20 protein-coding genes are annotated in these 22,437 nt (G+C 71.7%); 15 read left to right on the plus strand and 5 right to left on the minus strand.

Features of this window, described 5'->3' with window-relative positions:
- Window positions 1-17 precede the first annotated feature (17 nt).
- Window positions 18-983, plus strand: a complete 966-nt coding sequence (locus tag QQM39_RS37145) for a DUF2510 domain-containing protein (RefSeq protein ID WP_302003865.1) — start codon at window positions 18-20, stop codon at window positions 981-983.
- Window positions 984-999: 16 nt separating this feature from the next.
- On the opposite strand, the gene QQM39_RS37150 is transcribed toward QQM39_RS37145, so the two are convergent.
- The gene (locus QQM39_RS37150; RefSeq protein ID WP_302001979.1) at window positions 1,000-2,205 is read right to left on the minus strand and encodes an amino acid deaminase/aldolase; all 1,206 of its coding nucleotides are present in this window, start codon (window positions 2,203-2,205) and stop codon (window positions 1,000-1,002) included.
- A gap of 1,547 nt (window positions 2,206-3,752) precedes the next feature.
- On the opposite strand from QQM39_RS37150, the gene QQM39_RS37155 reads away from it, so the two are divergent.
- Both QQM39_RS37155 and mycP read left to right on the plus strand, forming a co-directional pair.
- Window positions 3,753-4,826: a hypothetical protein gene (locus QQM39_RS37155; protein ID WP_302001980.1), complete on the plus strand. Its 1,074-nt coding sequence runs from the start codon at window positions 3,753-3,755 to the stop codon at window positions 4,824-4,826.
- Window positions 4,823-6,058 (plus strand): type VII secretion-associated serine protease mycosin, encoded by a 1,236-nt coding sequence (gene mycP, locus QQM39_RS37160; protein WP_302001981.1) that lies wholly within the window; start codon window positions 4,823-4,825, stop codon window positions 6,056-6,058. The genes QQM39_RS37155 and mycP overlap by 4 nt, the downstream gene beginning before the upstream one ends.
- Before the next feature lie 11 nt (window positions 6,059-6,069).
- Here mycP and QQM39_RS37165 read toward each other — a convergent pair whose 3' ends face one another.
- Window positions 6,070-7,050 carry a serine hydrolase gene (locus QQM39_RS37165; RefSeq protein WP_302001983.1) on the minus strand — a complete coding sequence of 327 codons (981 nt, stop codon included), beginning with the start codon at window positions 7,048-7,050 and terminating at the stop codon, window positions 6,070-6,072.
- A 150-nt stretch (window positions 7,051-7,200) separates the two neighbouring features.
- Between QQM39_RS37165 and QQM39_RS37170 the strand changes: the two genes are divergently transcribed.
- Complete coding sequence (locus QQM39_RS37170) at window positions 7,201-7,932, plus strand: SseB family protein (protein WP_302001984.1); 732 nt, start codon at window positions 7,201-7,203, stop codon at window positions 7,930-7,932.
- A 1-nt stretch (window position 7,933) separates the two neighbouring features.
- Here the strand turns inward: QQM39_RS37170 and QQM39_RS37175 are convergent, their stop codons facing one another.
- Complete coding sequence (locus tag QQM39_RS37175) at window positions 7,934-8,299, minus strand: DUF1844 domain-containing protein (RefSeq protein ID WP_302001985.1); 366 nt, start codon at window positions 8,297-8,299, stop codon at window positions 7,934-7,936.
- A gap of 359 nt (window positions 8,300-8,658) precedes the next feature.
- Here QQM39_RS37175 and infC point away from each other — a divergent pair, with 359 nt between their 5' ends.
- The 10 genes from infC (at window position 8,659) to QQM39_RS37225 (ending at window position 19,621) form a co-directional block, all read left to right on the plus strand.
- The gene (infC, locus tag QQM39_RS37180; RefSeq protein WP_302003866.1) at window positions 8,659-9,333 is read left to right on the plus strand and encodes a translation initiation factor IF-3; all 675 of its coding nucleotides are present in this window, start codon (window positions 8,659-8,661) and stop codon (window positions 9,331-9,333) included.
- 110 nt (window positions 9,334-9,443) lie between these two features.
- Entirely contained in the window at window positions 9,444-9,638 is a 195-nt protein-coding gene (gene rpmI / locus QQM39_RS37185; RefSeq protein ID WP_003977225.1) for a 50S ribosomal protein L35, read from the plus strand.
- Between the two features lie 111 nt (window positions 9,639-9,749).
- Complete coding sequence (gene rplT / locus QQM39_RS37190) at window positions 9,750-10,133, plus strand: 50S ribosomal protein L20 (RefSeq protein ID WP_016642495.1); 384 nt, start codon at window positions 9,750-9,752, stop codon at window positions 10,131-10,133.
- A gap of 97 nt (window positions 10,134-10,230) precedes the next feature.
- Window positions 10,231-11,079: an RNA methyltransferase gene (locus QQM39_RS37195; RefSeq protein WP_302001990.1), complete on the plus strand. Its 849-nt coding sequence runs from the start codon at window positions 10,231-10,233 to the stop codon at window positions 11,077-11,079.
- 52 nt (window positions 11,080-11,131) lie between these two features.
- The gene (locus QQM39_RS37200; RefSeq protein WP_302001992.1) at window positions 11,132-12,268 is read left to right on the plus strand and encodes an ATP-binding protein; all 1,137 of its coding nucleotides are present in this window, start codon (window positions 11,132-11,134) and stop codon (window positions 12,266-12,268) included.
- 149 nt (window positions 12,269-12,417) lie between these two features.
- Window positions 12,418-13,539: a phenylalanine--tRNA ligase subunit alpha gene (pheS, locus tag QQM39_RS37205; protein ID WP_302001993.1), complete on the plus strand. Its 1,122-nt coding sequence runs from the start codon at window positions 12,418-12,420 to the stop codon at window positions 13,537-13,539.
- Entirely contained in the window at window positions 13,539-16,052 is a 2,514-nt protein-coding gene (pheT, locus tag QQM39_RS37210) for a phenylalanine--tRNA ligase subunit beta (protein ID WP_302001994.1), read from the plus strand. Before pheS ends, pheT begins: the two co-directional genes overlap by 1 nt.
- Window positions 16,053-16,302: 250 nt before the next feature.
- Window positions 16,303-17,364 carry a PP2C family protein-serine/threonine phosphatase gene (locus QQM39_RS37215; protein WP_302001996.1) on the plus strand — a complete coding sequence of 354 codons (1,062 nt, stop codon included), beginning with the start codon at window positions 16,303-16,305 and terminating at the stop codon, window positions 17,362-17,364.
- A 284-nt stretch (window positions 17,365-17,648) separates the two neighbouring features.
- Window positions 17,649-18,989: a transcriptional regulator gene (locus QQM39_RS37220; protein ID WP_302001997.1), complete on the plus strand. Its 1,341-nt coding sequence runs from the start codon at window positions 17,649-17,651 to the stop codon at window positions 18,987-18,989.
- 86 nt (window positions 18,990-19,075) lie between these two features.
- Window positions 19,076-19,621 (plus strand): NUDIX hydrolase, encoded by a 546-nt coding sequence (locus QQM39_RS37225; protein ID WP_030054968.1) that lies wholly within the window; start codon window positions 19,076-19,078, stop codon window positions 19,619-19,621.
- Window positions 19,622-19,644: 23 nt separating this feature from the next.
- Here the strand turns inward: QQM39_RS37225 and QQM39_RS37230 are convergent, their stop codons facing one another.
- A complete protein-coding gene (locus tag QQM39_RS37230; RefSeq protein ID WP_302001999.1) occupies window positions 19,645-19,902 on the minus strand; it encodes a hypothetical protein in 258 nt (85 codons plus the stop codon).
- A 193-nt stretch (window positions 19,903-20,095) separates the two neighbouring features.
- Window positions 20,096-20,968 (minus strand): 3-hydroxybutyryl-CoA dehydrogenase, encoded by an 873-nt coding sequence (locus tag QQM39_RS37235; protein ID WP_302002000.1) that lies wholly within the window; start codon window positions 20,966-20,968, stop codon window positions 20,096-20,098.
- A 197-nt stretch (window positions 20,969-21,165) separates the two neighbouring features.
- Here QQM39_RS37235 and QQM39_RS37240 point away from each other — a divergent pair, with 197 nt between their 5' ends.
- The gene (locus QQM39_RS37240) at window positions 21,166-22,431 is read left to right on the plus strand and encodes a glycoside hydrolase family 10 protein (protein ID WP_302002001.1); all 1,266 of its coding nucleotides are present in this window, start codon (window positions 21,166-21,168) and stop codon (window positions 22,429-22,431) included.
- The last annotated feature ends 6 nt before the right edge of the window (window positions 22,432-22,437 follow it).

A 22,437-nucleotide genomic window follows, 5' to 3' on the forward strand; every position in this document is an offset into this window, starting at 1 on the left:
CAGTGGCCGGGATGAGCATGACACCCTCGCCCGGCTGGTACCGCGACCCCAAGGCCCCGCATCTGGAGCGCTGGTGGGACGGAACGGCCTGGACCGAGCACCGGCGCACTCCCGACGTTCCGGGACCGCCGGTGCCGGCGCCGCCCGTGCCCGGCCCGCCGCAGGCGTACGGGCCGCCGGACCCCGGCCCGCAGGCGCCGACGCCGCCCGGTCCGCCGTCCGCCGGTGACGCCTCCGCGCTGCGGTCCAAGGTCATCGCCCTCACCGCCGCCGGAGCCGTACTGGTCACCGCGATCGTCACGGGCGCGATCGTGCTCGGTGAGGAGGACGGGGGCACGGAGGTGAACACCGCGCCGACACTCGCGACCTCGCAGCCCGCGCCCCGTGAGCCGGCCACCGACACCCCCACCCCCACCCCGTCGGAGTCCACCTCCGAGCCCTCCGCCGACGACCCGGCCGTCGTGGTGGACCAACTCAACGGCATCACCCTGCCGTTGCTCGACGGCTGGGTCAGGCCACAGACCTACACCGAGGCCGACGTCCTCATGTCCACGGACGGCACCTACGAATGCCCCGCCGAGGACTTCGGCTCCTGCCGGCACGGCAAGGTCATCTCGCGCACGGCGACGCCCCAGAACGGCGAGACGGCCCCCGAGGCCCTCGCCGAGGCGGACATCAAGGAGGCGGCCGACGAGGCCTACGACCGTGACCGCGTCGGCCGGCGACCCTTCGGCGGCATCGAGTCCCACCAGGTCGTCAAGTCCGGCCCGGTCAAGGTGGCGGGCCGCACCGGCTACTTCGTGCGCTGGCGGGTCAGGACCGCCGAGGGACCGGGCGGATACGTCCAGTCCCTCGCCTTCGCGTCCCCCGTCGGCACCGAGGCACCGGTCATCGTCCGCTACGTCTTCGACGCGGGCGAGGACGGGCCGCCTCTGGCCGACATGGACCGCTTCACGCGGGGCATCCGGCCCACGACGGACTGAGCCGTCGAAAGCCGAGCTACAGGAAGGTGTGCCCCTCACCCCGGTACGTCGGCACGGTGGCCGTCACCGCCTCCCCCTCGATGAGGTGGAGCTTCTCGAACCGCTCGCACAGCTCACCCGCCTTGGCGTGCCGGAACCACACCTTGTCGCCGATCAGCAGATCGTCGGCGGGGGAGCCGAGCAGCGGCGTCTGCACCTCGCCGGGCCCCTCCTGAGGGTCGTACCGCAGACCCTCGGGCAGATACGGCACCGGCAGCCGGTCCAGCCCGGCCGCACCCGAGGCCGGATACCCACCACCGAGGACGGTCACCACCCCGACCCCCGGCCGGCGCACGACCGGCTGGGCGAACAGCGCGGCCGGACGCCCGCTGAAGGACGTGTAGTTGTCGAACAGCCGCGGCACATACAGCCCCGACCCGGCCCCGATCTCGGTGACGCAGTCCTCGGCGGCCGTGTGCTGCACACTGCCGGTCCCGCCGCCGTTGACGAACTCAAGCCCCGGCACCACGGCCCGCACCGCCCGCACCACCTCGGCCCGCCGCTCGGCGAGCTCCCGGCGCGCGGCGGCCTGCATCAGCCGCACGGCACGCGACCGCAACGGCCGCCCCGCCACGGCGTCCCCGACCCCGGCGATGTGCCCCTCGTACGCCATGATCCCGACCACCTCGAACCCCGGCCGCCGCCGGGCGACGAGCCGAGCCATGTCGGCGACCTGGGCGGGGGAGTGCAGCGGCGAACGCCGGGCGCCGACGCGCACGCGCCCGCCGAGCAGCTTCAGCGCGGTGTCCAACTCCAGGCAGATCCGCACGACTTCACGCCCCCTGTCCCGGGACTCGTCGATGAGCCGGAGCTGTGCCGGATCGTCGATCATCACGGTGACGGTGGAGGCGAGCTTGGGATCACTGGTCAGCTCGGCGAATCCGGCACGGTCGGCGGACGGATAGGCGAGGAGAACGTCGTCGAACCCGGACCGTGCCAGCCACAGGGACTCGGCGAGCGTGAAGGACATGATCCCCGCGAACCCGTCCTTCGCGAGCACCCGCTCCAGCAGGGCACGGCAGCGTACGGACTTGCTGGCGACGCGGATCGGCTTTCCGCCGGCGCGGCGGACGAGGTCGTCCGCGTTGGCGTCGAAGGCGTCCAGGTCCACGATCGCGAGAGGGGCGTCGAGATGGGCGGTGGCCCGGTCGTAACGGGCCCGGTCGGCGGCGCGCGCAGTCATGAACGAAGCCTGCCATGCAGGATTACCGCAGGGTAGGGGGATGTTCCGGGCAGATGCACACGGGGTCCCGGACTGGTTCCCGTTCGCCCAGGATCAACCCGTAGAGTGACGCGCACGCATGTGGGGGAACGCCCCGGCCGCACGACCGCGCCGGGATGACACCCCGCCCGTGCGGGTATGCGTGCCTGGTCGGACGAGTCCGCACCGGGCAGACGGACAACGCGACGACGGCCCGCGTACGAGGACGAGCCCGGGCACGAGGAAACGGGGGGTGCATGAGCACGGAAGCGCGCCGCGCCCCCGTCCCCCCACGCCCCACGGTGCCCCCGCCGCCCGCCGCCCCGCCCCGTCCGACCACACCGCCGAGCCCCACGCGGCCATCGACGCCCGGCGACCCGCAGGGCGAGCAGCCGGTCCCGGGAGCGCAGGCCACACGGGCGACCGGCGAGGGGTCGCGAACGGAGGGATCGGTGCCTGGCGGTGTCGGCGGTGGGCCGGTCTCGGGGTCGGAAGGGCCGGTACGTGGCGAAGCCGCCGCGCCTCGGCGAGCCGACGGTGGCGCCGGATCCCCGGATCCGCGTGCCTGGGCCGGATCGCGGGGCTCGGACGGCTCAGGTGCCGTGCCGTCTCCTCGGAGCAGTGGCGTAGGCGCCCGGTCGGTGGCCGGGGACGGCTCCGGCGTCCCTTCGTCGTCCCCGCGCGGCGACCGGACCGACCCGACCGCCCCCACGTCCCCGCCCCCGCCCCGCGCCTCGGCGCGCTTCCCGGACGCGCCGCCGACGGCGGGGCGTGCCGACGCCGGTGAAGGGCGTCGGGACAGTGGCGGATCGTTGCGCCACGAGGGCGCCGGACAGGCCACGCCCGATGCCGCACCGCCCCGCCCGGCCGACCGTCCCTCGACGCCACGCCGTACGGGCGCCCCCGCCGAGACCGCCGCGGAAACCACCTTCCGCCTCCGTCCGATCCCCGCGGAGCCGTCCCCCGAGGCCGACAACCGCCCGTCCCCCGCACGTCCCCAACCTGGCCCCAGGCCCACGCAGGGCTCCGCCGGGGTGCCGCCGAAGCCGGGCGCCGGCTCCGCGCAGGGTCCTGCCGGTGGGTCTTCCCGGCCGGGCGCCATGCCCGCGCATGGTTCTGCCGGCGTGTCTCCCCGGCCGGGCTCCGCGCCCGCGCAGGGCTCCGTGGGGGTGCCGCCGAAGCCGGGCGTCGGTCCCGGGCATGGTCCTGCCGGTGGTTCTTCCCGGCCGGGCGCCATGCCCGCGCATGGTTCTGCCGGTGGGTCTCCCCGGCCGGGCTCCGCGCCCGCGCAGGGCTCCGTGGGGGTGCCGCCGAAGCCGGGCGTCGGTCCCGGGCAGGGTCCTGCCGGTGGTTCTTCCCGGCCGGGCGCCATGCCCGCGCATGGTTCTGCCGGTGGGTCTCCCCGGCCGGGCTCCGCGCCCGCGCAGGGCTCCGTGGGGGTGCCGCCGAAGCCGGGCGCCGGCTCCGGGCAGGGTCCTGCCGGTGGGTCTTCCCGGCCGGGCTCCGCGCCCGCGCAGGGCTCCGTCGGCATGCCGACGGAGCCGGCCGTCCGCCCCGGCTCCGCACCCGGCCAGTCCGCTCGCCCCGCTGCCTCCGTCCCCCTGCCTCCCCTGCGTCCCACACCGGAGCCCCCGGCCGGAGACGGGTCGGCGGGCCGGGGATACGCGGCCTCGACCTCCGCCGGGCCCACCTACGCCGGGCAGCCCCCCTTCTCCCCGGACCCGTCCCTCTCCTGGAGCGCCGGCGCCCCCATGGCGCCGGGCGGCGCACTGGGCGCCCAGCGTCCGGTCGTGTCGTTCGGGGAGCCCGAGGGGTACGACGCGCAGGCGCGACCACGGCCCCTGGGCATGCGGATCCGGCCACGGGTCGCCGGGGCGGCCGCCTGTGTCGTACTCGGACTAGGGCTCATCGGCGGGGCCCTGACCGGGAGTTGGCTGATCGGCGACTCGGGCGAGGCCGGCGCTCAGGACACCTTCGCCGCGGCCGGGAGCCTGTGGCACAGCGTCCCGGTCGACAAGCTGTTCCCGCCCACGGTCATCGGGCAGGGCGCCGGACCCGGCGGCGCCGACCGGACCTGGACGCGGGTCGCCGTCGCGCCGGACACCGGCTGTGCGAACGCCTTCGACCCGCTGCTGCGCAAGGCCCTCGCCCCCGCCGGCTGCCAGCGCCTCCTGCGCGCCACCTACATCGACGCCACCCAGAGCTACGTCACCACCGTCGGCCTGCTCTTCACCAAGGCCGACGCCGCTGCCATGCGCGCGCTCGACACCCAGTTCGCCAAAGAGGGCCTCGACCGCCGCAGCGACCTCATGCCCCGCCCCTACGCCGCCAAGGGCACCCTGGCCGCCGGATTCGGCGACGAACAACGCGCTTCCTGGACCGTCTCCGTCCTCACCGACGCCCCGGTCGTCGTCTACGCCGTCTCCGGCTGGGCCGACGACCGCACGGTCGACGAGCCCGCGCCCGCCGAGGAGGCCATGCAGTCCGGCGCCACCACGGACGTCGCCCAGGCCGGCCTCGGCCACGAGGCGCAGGGCCTGGCCGACCGCGTCGAACGCGCCCTGCGCAAAAACGTCAGCCCGTCCACGGAGCAGTCGTCATGAACACCGGCCCGAACAGCGCGGCGCCCCCCGCGGTGAGCCCCGCCGCGACCAGTGCCGTGAAGACCGCCCTGACCCGGCGTACCGGCCCCCTCGCCGTCCTGCTCGGCGCCTGTCTCGCCCTCCTGCCCCCCACCGCCGCGCACGCCGACTCCATACGGGCCCGGCAGTGGGCCCTGGACGCCATGCACACCGAGGAGGCCTGGCAGACCACCAAGGGCAAGGGCGTCACCGTCGCCGTCCTCGACACCGGCGTCGAGGCCGACCACCCCGACCTGTCGGGCAACGTCCTCGACGGCAAGGACATGGTCGGCTTCGGCGCCGAGCGCGGCGACCGCGCCTGGGCCCGGCACGGCACCGCGATGGCCGGCATCATCGCCGGCCACGGACACGGCGCCGGAGGCGGCGACGGCGTCATGGGCATCGCCCCCGAGGCCAAGATCCTCCCCGTCCGCGTCATCCTCGAGGACGGCGACCCCGCCCGCGCCAAGGCCCGCAGCACCCGCGGCAACGCCCTCGCCGACGGCATCCGCTGGGCCGCCGACCACGGCGCCGACGTCATCAACCTCTCCCTCGGCGACGACTCCAAGTCCGCCCACCCCGAGGCCGGCGAGGACGAGGCCGTCCAGTACGCCCTGAAGAAGGGCGCCGTCGTCGTCGCCTCGGCCGGCAACGGCGGCGAGAAGGGCGACCACATCTCCTACCCGGCCGCCTACCCGGGCGTCATCGCCGCGGCCGCCGTCGACCGCTACGGCACCCGCGCCTCGTTCTCCACCCGCCGCTGGTACGCCACGGTCAGCGCCCCCGGCGTCGACGTGATCATCGCCGACCCCGACCACAAGTACTACGAGGGCTGGGGCACCAGCGCCGCGGCCGCCTTCGTCTCCGGAGCGGTGGCCCTGGTGAAGGCCGCCCACCCCGGGCTCACCCCGGCCCAGATCAAGAAGCTCCTGGAGGACACGGCCCGCAACGCCCCCGACGACGGCCGCGACGACTCCCGCGGCTACGGCTTCATCGACCCGGCGGCCGCCATCAAGAAGGCCTCCCGCATCAAGCCGGAGCGCCTGACGGCCGTGGCGTACGGCGAGGAGTACTTCGGCTCGGGCCCCGACGCCGCCAAGTCGGAGGACGAGGCGACGACTTGGACCGCCTGGCTCGCGGGCGGCGCCGGCGGTGTCCTGCTGGTCTCGGCGGTCGCACTGTGGCGCGGCCGCCGCGCACGCCACGACTTCTAGCGGCCGGGCCGCTACGAGGCGGACGCGGACGTTGCCGTAGCCGGGGAAGCGGACGAGGTCTCGCCGGCGAACACCGACACCGCCGCCTCAGCCGCCGCCTCGACCAGCGAAACCCCCTTCCCCTTCGTCGAGTTGCCGTCGGAGAGCACGGCCACCAGACAGTCGTGGCCGTCCACTGTCACCCGCCCGATGCTGTTGATGTCCCACAGCCCGGTGGCGGTGCGCGGCAGCCAGCCGTTCTTCAACGCCCAAGCCGAGCCGTCGGCCGCGGCCGACACCCCCCACCGCTGGTCGACCGCTATCTGGCCCATCAACTCCCGCAGATACGCCCGCGACCGCGCACTCAGCTCCGACTCCTCCCCGAACACCTGCCGCAGGAGCGTGAGTTGATCGGCCGCGGTGGTCTGCGTCAGTCCCCAGTACATGCCGTCACCGCCCGCGGTGTCCGTGAGCCCGAGGCGCTCGTTCGCCGTATCGAGCCCCTCGGCCTTCCCGATCGCCCGCCACAGGGCCGACGCGGCGGTGTTGTCGCTGTTCTCGATCATGTTGACGGCGTACGACTTCTCCGTCGCGGTGAGCTCACGCCCCGCGTCCTGCGCCTGGAGCAGCAGCGCGGCCAGGATGTCGACCTTGACGATGCTCGCCGTGTCGAAGCCGCCGTCCCCGTACGTGGCGCTCGCACCGGACTCCAGGTCCAGCACCGCCACCGACACCTCGGCACCGTCCTCGACGGGCACCGACTCCATGGCCTCGGCCAGCAGCATGTCGTGATCCACCGTCGGCTGTGCCACGGGTTCCACAGAAGCCTCCCCGCCCGCCCGGGCCGATACCGACGCCGACGGCGCCACCGCCGACGATACGGCGCCCCCGCCCGAGTGCGCCTGAGTCTGCATGTACACCGTTCCCGCGGCCGCACCGCCGACGATGACGACGAGGGCGAGCGCGGTGTACGGCAGGGGCCGGCGATGTCGGCGGACTCTGGAAGACTCCATGTCCGCGATCGTCGGGGCGGCGACTGTGCGGCCCGTTAGACGGACGTTAGATGTGTGTCAGGGAAATCTGAGATTCCGGTGAAAGGTGTCACAGCGGGGTTTCCGGGCCCGCACAAGCGCAGCAGCATCCCCCCGATAGGGTCGGTGACCGTGGCGAACAAGAACATTCCCGACTCCCTCTTCTCCGACGACGACGGCACCGCCGACCCCCGGTTGAGCGCGGCGCTCGCCGCCTGGGCCGAGGACCGCACCGCCGAGGGACCCGTGCTCGAGGCGCTCAAGGGCGCCCGGCTGCTCGTCCCCGTCGTGGCCGTGCTCGGCGAGGTCGAGGAGGACGAGAACGGCCTGCGCCACGAGAAGACCAGCGAGATGGCCGTACCGACCCTCAAGGCCGGCGCTCGCACCGCCCTGCCTGCCTTCACGTCCACCGACTCGCTCGCCCGCTGGGACCCGGCGGCCCGCCCCGTGGCCGTACCCCTGCACCAGGCCCTGCAGGCCGCGGCGCACGAGAAGGCGGACACGATCGTGCTGGACATGGCCGGCCCGGTGCCGTACGAGCTGACGGGGCGCGCCCTGCTCGCGCTCGCCGAGGGCCGTACGACGACCGACCCGCTCGCCGACCCGGCGGTCGTGGCGGCCGTACGCGCCGCCGTCGCCGCCGAGCCCTCGGTCCTGCGCGCCCACCTCGGGCCCGGTCAGGCCGACGGCACCCTCGCCCTCGTGCTGAACCCGGCCGCACCCCCGGCCCGGGCCGCCCGGGCGGTGGCGGAGCGCCTCGCCGCCGACGAAACACTGAGGGCCCGCCTGGTGCGCGGCCTCGACCTGGCACTGCTGCCGGCTGAGGCGACGCCACCGGGCGAGCCCCTGTACGTACGGGGATGAGCTAGCCGTAGACCGGGCCGGTGTACTTCTCGCCCGGCCCCTGGCCCGGCTCGTCCGGGACGATCGACGCCTCGCGGAACGCCAGCTGGAGCGACTTCAGGCCGTCACGCAGCGGAGCCGCGTGGAAGGAGCTGATCTCGGTGGCGCTCGCGTCGAGCAGACCGGCGAGGGCGTGCACCAGCTTGCGGGCCTCGTCCAGGTCCTTGTGCTTCTCGCCCTCCTCGGTCAGGCCGAGCTTCACCGCGGCGGCGCTCATCAGGTTGACGGCGACCGTCACGATCACCTCGACGGCCGGGACCTCGGCGATGTCGCGGGTCATGTCGTCGAAGTCGGGAGCCTCGGAGGGCTCAGCAGGGGTGTCACTCATGTCCCACACGATAGGCCCCGGTGTACGCGGATTAGCACCACCCCCGGGTAGCTGCTAACCTTGTGTAATGACCGGCTGGACAGCTACTGCCCAGCCCAACAAGTGGAGGCTCCGACTTCCCACCTGACCGTCCCCCGGGACGGCGGGTCACCCGGTCAGGCGGCCACCATCGTTCCGTACGGACGATGGAGTCGCCCGAATCGCGCCCCGCGATCATCGCGCGGTGCTCCGGTAGTGTTCTGGAGCCCCGCCTGTGATCGTCCGGGGCATTTTTTGTGCCTCGGCGCGGTTGGTCTTACGAAAGAAGACATACGCGGCTGTCCGCCAGACCGCCGTGTGGTGCTAACCGAGGAGGATCCATCAGCGCCGAGCCCCGCATCAACGACCGGATTCGCGTTCCCGAGGTGCGACTTGTCGGTCCCAGTGGCGAGCAGGTGGGCATCGTCCCCCTGGCCAAGGCACTGGAGCTTGCGCAGGAGTACGACCTGGACCTGGTCGAGGTCGCGGCGAACGCCCGTCCGCCCGTGTGCAAGCTCATGGACTACGGGAAGTTCAAGTACGAGTCGGCCATGAAGGCCCGTGAGGCGCGCAAGAACCAGGCGCACACGGTCATCAAGGAGATGAAGCTCCGGCCGAAGATCGACCCGCACGACTATGACACCAAGAAGGGTCACGTCGTCCGGTTCCTCAAGCAGGGCGACAAGGTCAAGATCACGATCATGTTCCGTGGTCGCGAGCAGTCCCGGCCCGAGCTGGGCTACCGACTGCTGCAGCGTCTCGCGACGGACGTCGAGGACCTCGGGTTCGTAGAGTCGAACCCGAAGCAGGACGGCCGAAACATGATCATGGTTCTCGGTCCGCACAAGAAGAAGACCGAGGCGATGGCCGAGGCCCGCCAGGCGCAGGAAGCCCGCAAGGCCGATGCGAAGGCCAACCCCGGCAAGTCGCAGAACGCCGCGGAGTCCGAGGACGCCGTGGAGTCCGAGGACGTCGTGGAGACCGAGGCTTCTGCCGAGGCTTCCGCCGAGGCGTGATCCCGGGGGACGAAAGTCCCCAGGACGTAACCGATACAAGAGCGACGCTCCATAGTGCCCGGTTTCACGACCGGGCATCGGAGCGCCATCTACGAGGAGAGAACGGCGCTATGCCGAAGAACAAGTCGCACAGCGGTGCCAGCAAGCGCTTCAAGATCACCGGCTCCGGCAAGGTGCTCCGCGAGCGCGCCGGCAAGCGCCACCTGCTCGAGCACAAGTCGTCCCGCGTGACGCGTCGCCTGACCGGCAACGCCGAAATGGCCCCGGGCGACGCCGCGAAGATCAAGAAGCTTCTCGGCAAGTGACGTCGGGCGCGGATCGAATCGCCTCGACCTTCGCGCCTGATCTCTGACCGGGACCCAATCGATACCGGGTCGTGTGAGTCCAACCACGGCCCCGCTACAAGGAGTTAACAAGTGGCACGCGTCAAGCGGGCAGTCAACGCCCACAAGAAGCGCCGGGCGATCCTCGAGCAGGCTTCCGGCTACCGCGGTCAGCGTTCGCGTCTGTACCGCAAGGCCAAGGAGCAGGTCACCCACTCGCTGGTCTACAACTACAACGACCGCAAGAAGCGCAAGGGTGACTTCCGCCAGCTGTGGATCCAGCGCATCAACGCCGCTGCCCGCGCCAACGGCATCACGTACAACCGCTTCATCCAGGGTCTGAAGGCCGCGAACATCGAGGTCGACCGCAAGATCCTGGCCGAGCTGGCCGTCAACGACGCCAACGCGTTCGCCGCACTCGTCGAGGTCGCCCAGAAGGCGCTGCCGAGCGACGTCAACGCGCCGAAGGCTGCGTGACCGCTGCGCTCGGCTTGACCGACGTGACTGAACGGACCCGTGGGATCTACCTGCGGGTCCGTTGTGTTGGCGGAAAGATCCTTTGAAAGTGAGCCCCATGCCTTCCGGCGCCCCCGAGCTGATCTCCCCCCGCTCTTCCCGCGTCTCCGCCGCCCGGCGGCTCGCCAAGCGGAACTTCCGGGGCAAGGAGCGGCTGTTCCTGGCCGAGGGACCGCAGGCTGTACGGGAGGCGGCCGGGCACCAGGACACTCTGGTGGAGCTGTTCGCCACGCTCGACGCCGCCGAGCGGTACGCCGACATCATCGGCGAGGCCCGCGCCGCGGGCGCCCGAGTGCACCTGGCCGGAGAGCAGGTGATCGCCGACATCTCCACCACCGTCACACCGCAGGGGCTCGTCGGTGTCTGCCGGTTCATCGACACCCCCTTCGAGGAGATCCTCGCCGCCCGGCCCAAGCTGGTCGCCGTACTCGCCCATGTGCGGGACCCGGGGAACGCCGGCACCGTGCTGCGGTGCGCCGATGCCGCCGGGGCCGAGGCCGTCGTACTCACCGATGCCTCCGTCGATCTCTACAACCCCAAGGCCGTACGCGCCTCCGTGGGGTCGCTGTTCCACCTCCCCGTCGCCGTCGGGGTGCCCGTGGAACGGGCCGTGGCCGGGCTCCAGGACGCCGGGGTACGGATTCTCGCCGCCGACGGGGCGGGGACGGACGACCTCGACGACGAGCTGGACAAGGGGAGCATGGGCGGGCCGACCGCCTGGGTGTTCGGCAACGAGGCCTGGGGGCTCCCGGAGGAGACCCGCGCGCTGGCCGACGCCGTCGTGCGCGTCCCGATCCACGGGAAGGCCGAGAGCCTGAACCTCGCCACCGCCGCCGCCGTATGTCTCTACGCGTCGGCCCGTGCACAGCGCGCCTCCGGAGGGTGCCGCACCGTCACCGAGAGCTAGTAGGGTGACCAGCTCGGGGCCCCAAAGCCGTCGTGAGAGGTGGGGTACGGGGATGAGTGTCGGCACGAGCAGCGCGCCGGGGGCACAAGAGACGCGGCGGCCGTCCGCGTCCCGGCCCGGTGATGTCGCCGAGCTCGGGTTCGATCCCGACGATCTGCCCGACGGCCTCGTCGTCGCCGACGAGCACGGGCACGTCATCTGCTTCAACGCCGCCGCCGAGCGCATCACCGCCGTCCCCGCCGCCGACGCCCTCGGGCAGCGGCTGGAGAAGGCCCTGCCGTTAGAGGACCTGGAGGGGCGGCGCTGGTGGCAGCTGACCGATCCGTACGGCGGGCTCGCCATTCGCCGGCTGCAGCCTGAGCGCAATCTCCTCCTTCCCGGCGGGCGCGAGGTGCTCGTCTCGGTGCGGTACGTCCGTAGCGAGCCCACCGGCCCCGTATGCCGCGTCGTCGTCTCCCTGCGCGACACCGAGGCCCGTCGCCGCACCGAGCGCAGCCACGCCGAGCTGATCGCCACCGTCGCCCACGAGCTGCGCTCTCCGCTCACCTCCGTCAAGGGCTTCACCGCCACCCTGCTGGCCAAGTGGGAACGGTTCACCGACGACCAGAAGCGGCTCATGCTGGAGACCGTCGACGCCGACGCCGACCGGGTCACCCGGCTCATCGCCGAGCTGCTCGACATCTCACGGATCGACAGCGGGAGGCTGGAGGTGCGCCGCCAGCCCGTCGACATCGGCGCGGCCGTGGGGCGGCACATCCAGGCGTACGTCGCCGCCGGCCAGCCCGCCGACCGCTTCCTGCTCCGCGTCGAGCAGCCGCTGCCCGACCTGTGGGCCGACCCCGACAAGATCGACCAGGTGCTCAGCAACCTCATCGAAAATGCCGTGCGGCACGGCGACGGAACGGTCACCATTGACATCACGGCCACGGCGTCCCCACGCGAGGGGGAGGACACCGGCACGTCGGTCACGGTGAGCGACGAGGGGCCCGGCATCCCGGAGGAGTCCATGAACCGCGTCTTCACCCGCTTCTGGCGGGGCAGCAAGCGCGGCGGCACGGGCCTCGGGCTCTACATCGTCAAGGGCATCGTCGAGGCGCACGGCGGCGCTGTCGAGGTCGGCCGCGCCCCCGGCGGCGGCGCGCAGTTCCGATTTACGTTGCCCGTGGCGGCACCGGCGTATCTCACCTGAGATCCGGACCGAGCCCCACGGGCGCATTCGCCTACCTCAACCCCGTTAGACTCGGCCTTTGGCACCTTTGTGTCCTGCACACGGCCCTCCGAGCGACGCAGAGCCGGTCACGGGGACCATCCGCCAGCCAATCGGAAGCACGGGAAGAGATGTCGGCACCGAATAAGTCGTACGACCCTGTAGAGGTCGAGGCGTTGAAACCGGAAGAGATCGAGCGCATGCGGGACGAGGCGCTCGCCGCCTTCGCCGCCGCGGACTCCCTCGACGCGCTCCAGGAGGCCAAGACCGCCCACACCGGCGGCACCTCCCCGCTGGCCCTCGCCAACCGCGAGATCGGCGCCCTGCCCCCGCACGCCAAGGCCGCCGCCGGAAAACTCGTCGGCCAGGCCCGCGGCGCCGTCAACAAGGGTCTCGCCGCCCGCCAGGCCGAGCTGGAGGCCGAGCGTGACCAGCGGGTGCTGGTCGAGGAGGCCGTGGACGTCACGCTGCCGTACGACCGCGTACCGGCCGGCGCCCGCCACCCGCTCACCACGCTCTCCGAGCGCATCGAGGACATCTTCGTGGCCATGGGCTACGAGGTCGCCGAGGGCCCGCAGGTCGAGGCCGAGTGGTTCAACTTCGACGCCCTCAACATCGGCCCGGACCACCCCGCGCGCGGCGAGGCCGACACGTTCTTCGTGCAGGGCCAGGGCGGCGGCACCGAGTCCGGCGTCGTGCTGCGCACCCACACCTCGCCCGTGCAGATCCGCTCCCTGCTCGACCGCGAGCTGCCGGTCTACGTGATCTGTCCCGGCCGCGTGTACCGCACCGACGAGCTGGACGCCACCCACACCCCCGTCTTCCACCAGGTCGAGCTGCTCGCCGTCGACGAGGGCCTGACCATGGCCGACCTCAAGGGCACCCTGGACCACATGGTCCAGTCCCTGTTCGGCGAGGGCATGAAGACCCGGCTGCGGCCGAACTTCTTCCCGTTCACCGAGCCGTCCGCCGAGATGGACATGGTGTGCTACGTCTGCCGCGGCGAGTCCGTCGGCAACCCCGACCGGCCCTGCCGTACCTGCTCCTCCGAGGGCTGGATCGAGCTCGGCGGCTGCGGCATGGTCAACCCGCGGGTGCTCACCGCCTGCGGCGTCGACCCGGAGAAGTACAGCGGCTTCGCCTTCGGGTTCGGCATCGAGCGGATGCTGATGTTCCGCCACAACGTCGAAGACATGCGAGACATGGTCGAGGGTGACGTCCGGTTCACCCGGCCGTTCGGGATGGAGATCTGATGCGGGTCCCGCTTTCTTGGCTGCGGGAGTACGTCGACCTGCCGGCGACCGAAACCGGCCGTGACGTCCAGGCCAAGCTCATTTCGGCCGGTCTCGAGGTCGAGAGCGTCGAGCACCTCGGCGCCGACCTCAAGGGCCCGCTCGTCGTCGGCCAGGTGCTGACCATCGAGGAGCTGACCGAGTTCAAGAAGCCGATCCGCTTCTGCACCGTCGACGTCGGCCAGGCCAACGGCACCGGCGAGCCCCAGGAACTCATCTGCGGCGCCCGCAACTTCCAGGTCGGCGACAAGGTCGTGGTCGTCCTCCCCGGCGCCGTGCTGCCCGGCGGCTTCGCGATCGCCGCGCGCAAGACCTACGGCCGCGTCTCGCACGGCATGATCTGCTCCACCAGCGAGCTGGGCATGGGCGACGACGGCACCCACGGCATCATCGTGCTGCCGCCCGAGACCGAGGTCGGCAAGGACGCCATCGAGCTCCTGGAGCTGGTCGACGAGGTCCTGGACATCGCCGTCACCGCCAACCGCGGCGACTGCCTGTCCATCCGCGGCGTCGCCCGCGAGACCGCCATCGCCTACGGCCTCCCCCTGCGCGACCCGGCCCTGCTCGACGTCCCCGGCCCGAACGCCTTCGGCTACCCGGTCCAGGTCTCCGACCCGCTCGGCTGCGACCGCTTCACCGCCCGCACGGTGACCGGCCTCAGCTCCGAGGCGCGCTCCCCGATCTGGCTGCAGCGCCGTCTGCAGAAGGTCGGCATGCGCCCGATCTCGCTCGCCGTCGACGTCACGAACTACGTGATGATGGAGCTCGGCCAGCCGCTGCACGCCTACGACCGCAACCTGGTCCAGGGCACGATCGGCGTACGCCGTGCGGCCGAGGGCGAGAAGCTCGTCACCCTCGACGGCGTCGAGCGCAAGCTGCACGCCGAGGACCTGGTCATCACCGACGAGCGCGGCCCCATCGGCCTCGCGGGCGTCATGGGCGGCGCCAACACGGAGATCGCCGACCACGACGACGTGGAGAACGCGACCACCGACGTCGTCATCGAGGCCGCCCACTTCGACCAGGTCGCCATCGCCCGTACGGCCCGCCGCCACAAGCTCTCGTCGGAGGCGTCCCGCCGCTTCGAGCGCGGCGTCGACCCGGCGGCCGCCGCCGCGGCGGCGCAGCGGACGGTGGATCTGCTGGTGCTGCTGGCGGGCGGCACGGCGGAGGCGGGCGTCACCGAGGTCGTCACGCCGTCCGGGCCGCACACCATCACCACCCCGGCCGACCACCCGGACAAGGTGGCGGGCGTCGTGTACGGCCGCGAGACCGTCGTACGGCGACTCCAGGAGATCGGCTGCGACGTGTACGGGCAGGACGAGCTGATCGTCACCGTGCCGTCCTGGCGGCCCGACCTCCTTGAGCCGAACGACCTGGCCGAAGAGGTCATCCGCCTGGAGGGCTACGAGAACCTGCCCTCCACGCTGCCCAAGCCGCCGTCCGGCCGTGGCCTGACCCACCGCCAGCGGCTGCACCGCCGGGTCGGCCGCGCGCTGGCCGGTGCGGGCTATGTCGAGGCGCCGAACTACCCCTTCGTCAGCGAGCAGGTCTTCGACCAGCTCGGCCTGGCGGCCGACGACCCGGCCCGCCGCGTCGTCAAGCTGGTCAACCCGCTCAACGACGAGGAGCCCGCGCTGCGTACGTCGCTGCTGCCGGGGCTGCTCGGTGCGCTGCGGCGCAACGACGGGCGCGGCTCGCACGACCTGGCGCTGTTCGAGACGGGCCTGGTCTTCCAGCCGCGTGAGGAGCAGCGCGTCGCCGGGCATCTGCCGGTCGACCGTCGCCCGACCGACGAGGAGATCGCCGCGCTGAACGCCGTGCTGCCCGAGCAGCCGCGGCACGTGGCCGCCGTTCTCGCCGGTGCCCGTGAGCAGGCCGGCTGGTGGGGCGGTGGCCGTCCGGCCGGGTGGGCGGACGCGGTCGAGGCGGCGCGTGTCGTGGCGCGGGAAGCCGGGGCCGAGCTGATCGTGCGGGCCGGACAGTACGGGCCGTGGCACCCGGGGCGGTGCGCTGCGCTGGCGATCACCGTGGAGGGCGCCGAGCGGGTCATCGGGCACGCCGGTGAGCTGCACCCGAGGGTGCTCAAGGCGCTCGGTCTGCCTGCGCGCACCTGTGCGATGGAGCTGGACCTGGACGCGCTGGAGCAGGTCGGCGACGGTACGCCTCAGGCGCCGAGCATCTCCACGTTCCCCGTCGCCACGCAGGATGTCGCCCTCGTGGTGGACAAGCCGGTGCCGGCCGCGGAGGTCGAGGCCGCGCTTCGTGACGGGGCGGGTGAACTCCTTGAGGCGATCCGGCTGTTCGACGTGTACGTGAATGATGAGCAGCTCGGTGACGGGAAGAAGTCGCTCGCGTATGCGTTGCGCTTCCGTGCGGGTGACCGGACGCTGACCGTTGATGAGGCTTCGGCGGCTCGGGATGCTGCGGTTGCCCTCGCGGGCGAGCGTACGGGAGCTGTTCTGAGGGGCTAGTTCGCCCAAGGGGCGGGGGACTGCGGTTGTTTGGCGGCTGCGGGTTGTTCGTGGTTGCTCGCGCCCACGCGGCGGAGCCGCATATCGACACAGTCCCGCGCCCCTGGAGGGGCGCGTTGTAGTCACCTCACTCAATAGGGTGACTTCTCTGGGTGATCTGGTACTTCCGGGGCATCTCTCGACAGAATCGGACCGGCCTTTCGGGGTCGGTCCGTTCTGCGTTGTCAGGGCCTATTGGGGGGCCATCGGCATGTTCCGCATCAAGGGTCGGGTTCCCCGGAAGGTGCTCGCGTGGGGGCTGCCCACCGCCTGGGGTGCCATGGCGATCACGTACAAGCTGACCTGTCCGCTCGCCCAGGAGGCCGGCCTCGGCGCCCGGCTCGTCACCAGCGCCGTCTTCTTCGCCGTGGGGACTGGTCTGATCCTGCACGTCAGACAAGCCCTGCTGCGTGAGCTGCGGCAGGTCCGCGAGGTCGCCGGTGCCGCGCAGAGCGCGCTGCTGCGGCCGCTGCCCGCGCGCATCGACGGGCTGAACGTCGCCGCCGCCCAGCTCTCCGCGGATCGCAGTGCCTGTGTCGGCGGTGACCTGTACGAGGTCATCGCCACCGAGCACGGCGTACGGGCGGTGATGGGCGACGTACGCGGCCACGGCATCGCCGCCATGGGCACCGTCGCCGCAGTCCTCGGCAGCTTCCGCGAGGCCGTCCACGACGAACCCGACCTGGGCCGGGTGCTGCGCAGGCTGGAGCGGGCCCTGGGCCGGCACCTGCGGGAGCGGGCCCGTGACGAGCACCCCGCGTCCGGCTTGGAGCCCGACACCCCGGTCGCCGAGGAGTTCGTCACCGTCCTGCTGCTGGAGATCGGGCGGGACGGCGAGATCACCGCCCTCAACTGCGGTCACCCCTGGCCGTATCTGCTGAGTGGCACCAGCGTCGCGCCCGTCGCCCGAGCCGACCCCCTCCCACCCCTGGGCCCGTTCCCCCTCCCGGCCGATCTGGCCCCGCTGCCCTGCGGCTCCCTGCTCCCCGGCGACGCCCTGGTCCTGTACACGGACGGTGTCGAGGATGCGAGGGACGCACGAGGCCGGTTCTTTTCCCTGCAGGCGGCCCTCATCGGCGCCGTACGCGACGCCCCGATCACTCCACAGACAATCCTGCGCACCCTCTTCACGGCGCTGATCCGCCACACGAGAGGAAAGCAGGCAGACGACCTAGCGCTACTGGTCCTACGGAACGATCGAACGAGGCTTGCCTGCAACCCCCTGGGGGCGCGACCAACCACGACGAACCCGCAGCCGACCAACCACCGTTAGTGCAACGGCCTTTGGTCGCCCGCCGTAGCCAGCGCGGCGCCGCCGTCGCCATCCGCCCAGCCACGGAGTGTCGGGCAGGCAGCTGGGCGGACGGCGCGGATGCGGGCCGCCGCATTGTGCGAGGGGGAGCCGCGGCCCGGCCGGCCTCTTGCGAGGCATTTCAGTCAACCCGCTGGGAACTCTCCGCAACAGCGCGCGCACGCTGCGGATTCGCGCACTCCGTTCACACCCCGTGTGAAGCGGTTCGCACTACTCTGTCGGCACCGAGCCACCGGGGGGCCTCTATGCAGCCCAATACTCTGCTCGACGCGATCCTGGACGAGGCCGGGGTCTCGCACGCGGGGCTGGCCGCACACGTGAACCAGGCGGGGAGGGCGCGCGGGCTCGCGCTCAGATACGAACACACCGCCGTGGCGCGGTGGTTGAAGGGGCAGCGGCCGCGCGGTCAGGTGCCCGACCTGATCTGCGAGGTGCTCGCCGCTCGGCTGCACCGTACGGTCACGCTCGACGACATCGGACTCGGCGTGCCCGGCGACCCGTCGGTCACGCACACCACCTCGCTGTCCGGCTTCGTGGAGCGGGCGACCGCGCTGTGGCGCTGCGACGAGCAGCAGCGGCCCCACATCCTGGGCGCGCCCGCGGTCACGGGCACCCCTGCCGTCATGCCGGTGTGGGAGTGGGAGAACCCGCCCGAGGACGTGGACGTGTCGCGCGGCGGCCGGCACCGGGTCACCCCTGCCGACATCGAGATGCTGCGTGCCGCGCGCGCCCACTACGAGCAGATGTACCGGAAGGCCGGCGGGATAGCGACCCGTACCCGGATCGTCGGTTTCCTCAACGCCGAGGCGGCGCCGCTGCTGCGCGGCAGCTACACCGATGCCACGGGACGTCAACTGCACCGGGCCACGGGCGGGTTGGTGGCCGTCGCCGGGATCTGCGCGTACGACTCCGACGCGCACGGACTCGCCCAGCGGTACTTCCATCAGGCGCTGCGGCTCGCGAAGGCGAGCGGGGACCGGGGGCTGGGCGCATATGTGATCGCGCTGCTGGTCAACCAGGCGCTGTTCATGCGGGAGTTCCGGCAGGCCGTCGCCTTCGCGGAGGCCGCACTGCGGGCCGCCGGCAAGCACATCACCCCGGCGCTCGCCTCCGACCTGTACGCGATGCAGGCGAAGGCGTACGCCCACCTCGGCGACGGCACGAGCGCCCTGTCCTGCATCCGGCGTGCCGAGCAGGCCGCCGAACGCATCCGTCGCGGATACGAACCCGACGAGACGGGCTATGTCCAGCCCGGACTCGTCAACGTCCAGGTGGCGGAGGCGCTGCTCAGCCTCGGGGAGCTGGCGGCCGCCGGGGAGCACGCCGCGGCAGCCGTCGACAATCCCGCCCACGACCGCGGCCGGGTGCACCGGTTGGCCATGCTCAGCACGATCGAGCTGCGCAAGGGCAACGCCGACAAGGCGGTGGCCACGGCGGTGCAGATGGCCGAGCAGGCCCGCGGAATGGAGTCCCAGCGCCTGCGCGACAGACTCCGGGTGGTACGCGAACACCTGGTGCGCAGCGGCTGTGCGGGCACGGCCGAGGCCGCCGAACTCATCGACGGGGCGCTGCGCGTACCGCTTTAGGCCGGTGCAGGCTGGTACTCGTACACAGACACCTTCATAGTCCCTGCTGCGATATTGCCACTTACTCGACGGAAGGTGGCAGAACCGTGCAGTGGACGAAACAGAACGAACAAACTGTGTATGAAAACCGCTGGTTCACCGTCAACCTGGCAGACGTGGAGCTGCCGGACGGGCGGCACCTGGACCACTTCCTCATACGGCTGCGGCCGGTCGCCGTGGCCACGGTGGTCAACGAGGCCAACGAGGTCCTCCTCCTGTGGCGCCACCGTTTCATCACCGACAGCTGGGGGTGGGAACTCGCGGCGGGCGTCGTCGAGGACGGCGAGGACATCGTCCGCGCGGCCGCCAGGGAACTCGAGGAGGAGACCGGCTGGCGGCCGGGACCCCTGCACCACCTCATGAGCGTGGAGCCCTCCAACGGGCTCACCGACGCCCGGCACCACATCTACTGGGCCGACGAGGGCGAGTACGTCGGGCACCCCGTGGACGACTTCGAGTCGGACCGCCGGGAATGGGTCCCGCTCAAGCTCGTCCCCGACATGGTCGCCCGTGGGGAGGTCCCGGCCGCCAACATGGCGGCCGCGTTACTGCTGCTGCACCATCTCCGGCTCGGACAGGACGTCCTGCCCTGACGTGACGGCCCGGCTCTGCGGATCTAACGCCCGACGACCTGCCAGATCGCCACGACGAGAGCACCCACGGCGGTGAGGGCGGCGACCGCGGGCAGCGGCCAGCGCGTGTGTTCCAGTGTGTGGATCCGGGTGTTCAACTCGTCGATCTCCTTGGCGGTCTCCTCGGTGCGGTGCGTGAGCAGAGCCAGCCCGCCCTCCACGCGGGCGTAGGCGACGTCGAGGCGACGTCGTAACTCTGCGAGTTCTCCTTGGACGACGGGATGCTCGGGATCGGCGGTCACGTGTCCGCTCCTTTCCGTAGTCATCTTCAATCCCTGGCATGCGCAGGGAAAGTGAACTCGCCTGGTGGGCCCGTGGGGAGAGTGTGCGAGGGGCATATGCGAGCCCGGAGCGCACACGGTGTGTGAATGGCGCGGGCCCGGCACCTTCTCGGTGCCGGGCCCGTGTACTTGGCCGGAATCTGACGGTCTGTAATCAGCCGTAGGTGTAGAAGCCCGAGCCGGTCTTACGGCCGAGCCGGCCCGCGTCGACCATGCGCTGCAGCAGCGGGGGAGCGGCGTACAGCGGCTCCTTGAACTCGTCGTACATGCTCTGCGCCACGGAGGCGACCGTGTCCAGGCCGATCAGGTCGGACAGCTTCAGCGGGCCCATCGGGTGGGCGCAGCCGAGTTCCATGCCGTTGTCGATGTCCTCGCGGCTGGCGATGCCCGTCTCGAACATCCGGATCGCGGAGAGGAGGTAGGGGATCAGCAGCGCGTTCACCACGAAGCCGGAGCGGTCCTGGGCGCGGATGGCGTGCTTGCCGAGCAGCTTCTCGGCGAACTGCTGGGCACGGGCCAGCGTGCCCTCGGAGGTGGTGAGCGCCGGGATCAGCTCGACGAGCTTCTGCACCGGGGCCGGGTTGAAGAAGTGGATGCCGACGACCTGGTCGGGGCGCGAGGTGGCGACCGCCAGCCTCACCAGCGGGATCGAGGAGGTGTTGGAGGCCAGGATCGCGTCCGGCCGGGTCACGACCTGGTCGAGCACCTGGAAGATCTCGGTCTTCACCTGCTCGTTCTCGACGACGGCCTCGATCACCAGGTCACGGTCGGCGAACTCGCCGAGGTCCGTGGTGAAGGACAGCCGTGCCTGCGTGGCGTCCCGCTCCTCCTCGCTGATCTTGCCGCGCTCGGCCGCCTTGGACAGGGAAGTGAACAGCCGGGTACGGCCGATCTCCAGGGCTTCGCCGGTGGTCTCGGCGACCTTCACGTCCAGACCGGAGCGGGCGCACACCTCGGCGATGCCGGCTCCCATCTGGCCGCAGCCCACCACACCGACGCGTGCAATATCTCCGGAGATGCCGGTCACATCGACCCCTTCGCTGGTCCACGACTGCGGCAGGTCCGCCGTTGTTCGACGCCTGCTCCAAACCTGCACGTTACCTTCGGCGAAACATGATCGATCGTTCGGGTGCCTCATGAAAGGCTGACGCAGGGCGCGATCCGGAAAGCACGGATCTATCACGGGGTGGGCCCCTGACCACGGCACACGGAGGTACGAAGAAGATGCTGCACCGGAAGCCGCGGATCTCGCGGCGGGCGTTCTCGGTGACCGCCCTGTCGGCGCTCGTGGCGGGAGGAGGCGCGGTGGCGGCCGGTTCCGCCATGGCGGGCGGAACGACGAAGCCGGCCCGGCCACGGGCGACCCGCGAGATGCGCGGCATGTGGGTGGCGACCGTGGCGAACCGGGACTGGCCCTCCAAGCAGGGGCTGACCGCCGACGAACAGTGCGCCGAGCTGATCGCTCACCTGGACACGGCGGTCGAAAGCCGCCTGAACACGGTCATCCTTCAGGTACGGCCCACGGCCGACGCCCTGTGGCCCTCGCCGTACGAGCCGTGGTCGCAGGTCCTCACCGGCACTCAGGGCGAGAACCCCGGCTGGGACCCGCTCGGCACGGCCGTGAAGGAGGCCCACGCCCGCGGCCTGCAGTTGCACGCCTGGTTCAACCCGTACCGCATCGCCAACCACACCGACCCGACCAGGCTGGCCGACTCCCACCCCGCTCGCCGGCACCCCGACTGGGTGGTGACGTACGGCGGCAAGCTCTACTACAACCCCGGGCTGCCCGAGGTCCGTGAGTTCGTGCAGAAGGCGATGCTCGACGCGGTGGAGAAGTACCGGGTCGACGCGGTCCACTTCGACGACTACTTCTACCCGTACCCGGTGGCGGGCCAGACCTTCGACGACAACGACGCCTACGACCGCTACGGCGGCGGCTTCGCGACCCGGGCCGAATGGCGGCGGGACAACATCGACCAGCTGGTCCAGGAGATGGCGGCCGGCATCAGGAAGATCCGGCCCGCCACGGAGTTCGGCATCAGCCCGTTCGGCGTGTGGCGCAACGCGGCCACCGACCCCCTCGGCTCCGACTCGCGGGCGGGCGTCCAGACGTACGACGACCTGTACGCGGACACCCGCAAGTGGGTCCGTGAGGGCTGGATCGACTACATCTGCCCGCAGCTGTACTGGAACATCGACTTCGCCGCCGCCGACTACGCCAAGCTCGTGCCCTGGTGGGCCGAGGTGGCTCGGGGCAGCCGGACGAAGCTGTACCTCGGCGAGGCGCTCTACAAGGCCGGTGATCCCGCGCAGCCCGCGGCCTGGCAGGAGCCGGCCGAGCTGTCCCGGCACCTCACCCTGGCCAAGGAACACGCGGAGGCACGCGGGCACGTCTACTTCGCCGCCAAGGACGTGGCGACGGACCGGATCGGGGCGATGGCACGGGTGGTCGCCGACCACTACGGGCGGCCGGCGATTCCGCCGCGCTGATCTGCT

The sequence above is a fragment of the Streptomyces sp. DT2A-34 genome (assembly GCF_030499515.1).
Classification (GTDB): domain Bacteria; phylum Actinomycetota; class Actinomycetes; order Streptomycetales; family Streptomycetaceae; genus Streptomyces.

What these genes read in the sequence shown, in the direction of transcription:
- QQM39_RS37195 (WP_302001990.1), top strand. Translation starts at nt 10,231, where the DNA reads ATGCCTTCCGGCGCCCCCGAGCTGATCTCCCCCCGCTCTTCCCGCGTC.
- rpmI (WP_003977225.1), top strand. Translation starts at nt 9,444, where the DNA reads ATGCCGAAGAACAAGTCGCACAGCGGTGCCAGCAAGCGCTTCAAGATC.
- QQM39_RS37145 (WP_302003865.1), top strand. Translation starts at nt 18, where the DNA reads ATGACACCCTCGCCCGGCTGGTACCGCGACCCCAAGGCCCCGCATCTG.
- pheS (WP_302001993.1), top strand. Translation starts at nt 12,418, where the DNA reads ATGTCGGCACCGAATAAGTCGTACGACCCTGTAGAGGTCGAGGCGTTG.
- QQM39_RS37215 (WP_302001996.1), top strand. Translation starts at nt 16,303, where the DNA reads ATGTTCCGCATCAAGGGTCGGGTTCCCCGGAAGGTGCTCGCGTGGGGG.
- QQM39_RS37200 (WP_302001992.1), top strand. Translation starts at nt 11,132, where the DNA reads ATGAGTGTCGGCACGAGCAGCGCGCCGGGGGCACAAGAGACGCGGCGG.
- QQM39_RS37175 (WP_302001985.1), bottom strand. Translation starts at nt 8,299, where the DNA reads ATGAGTGACACCCCTGCTGAGCCCTCCGAGGCTCCCGACTTCGACGAC.
- pheT (WP_302001994.1), top strand. Translation starts at nt 13,539, where the DNA reads ATGCGGGTCCCGCTTTCTTGGCTGCGGGAGTACGTCGACCTGCCGGCG.
- QQM39_RS37165 (WP_302001983.1), bottom strand. Translation starts at nt 7,050, where the DNA reads ATGGAGTCTTCCAGAGTCCGCCGACATCGCCGGCCCCTGCCGTACACC.
- QQM39_RS37155 (WP_302001980.1), top strand. Translation starts at nt 3,753, where the DNA reads ATGCCGACGGAGCCGGCCGTCCGCCCCGGCTCCGCACCCGGCCAGTCC.
- QQM39_RS37150 (WP_302001979.1), bottom strand. Translation starts at nt 2,205, where the DNA reads ATGACTGCGCGCGCCGCCGACCGGGCCCGTTACGACCGGGCCACCGCC.
- QQM39_RS37220 (WP_302001997.1), top strand. Translation starts at nt 17,649, where the DNA reads ATGCAGCCCAATACTCTGCTCGACGCGATCCTGGACGAGGCCGGGGTC.
- mycP (WP_302001981.1), top strand. Translation starts at nt 4,823, where the DNA reads ATGAACACCGGCCCGAACAGCGCGGCGCCCCCCGCGGTGAGCCCCGCC.
- QQM39_RS37240 (WP_302002001.1), top strand. Translation starts at nt 21,166, where the DNA reads ATGCTGCACCGGAAGCCGCGGATCTCGCGGCGGGCGTTCTCGGTGACC.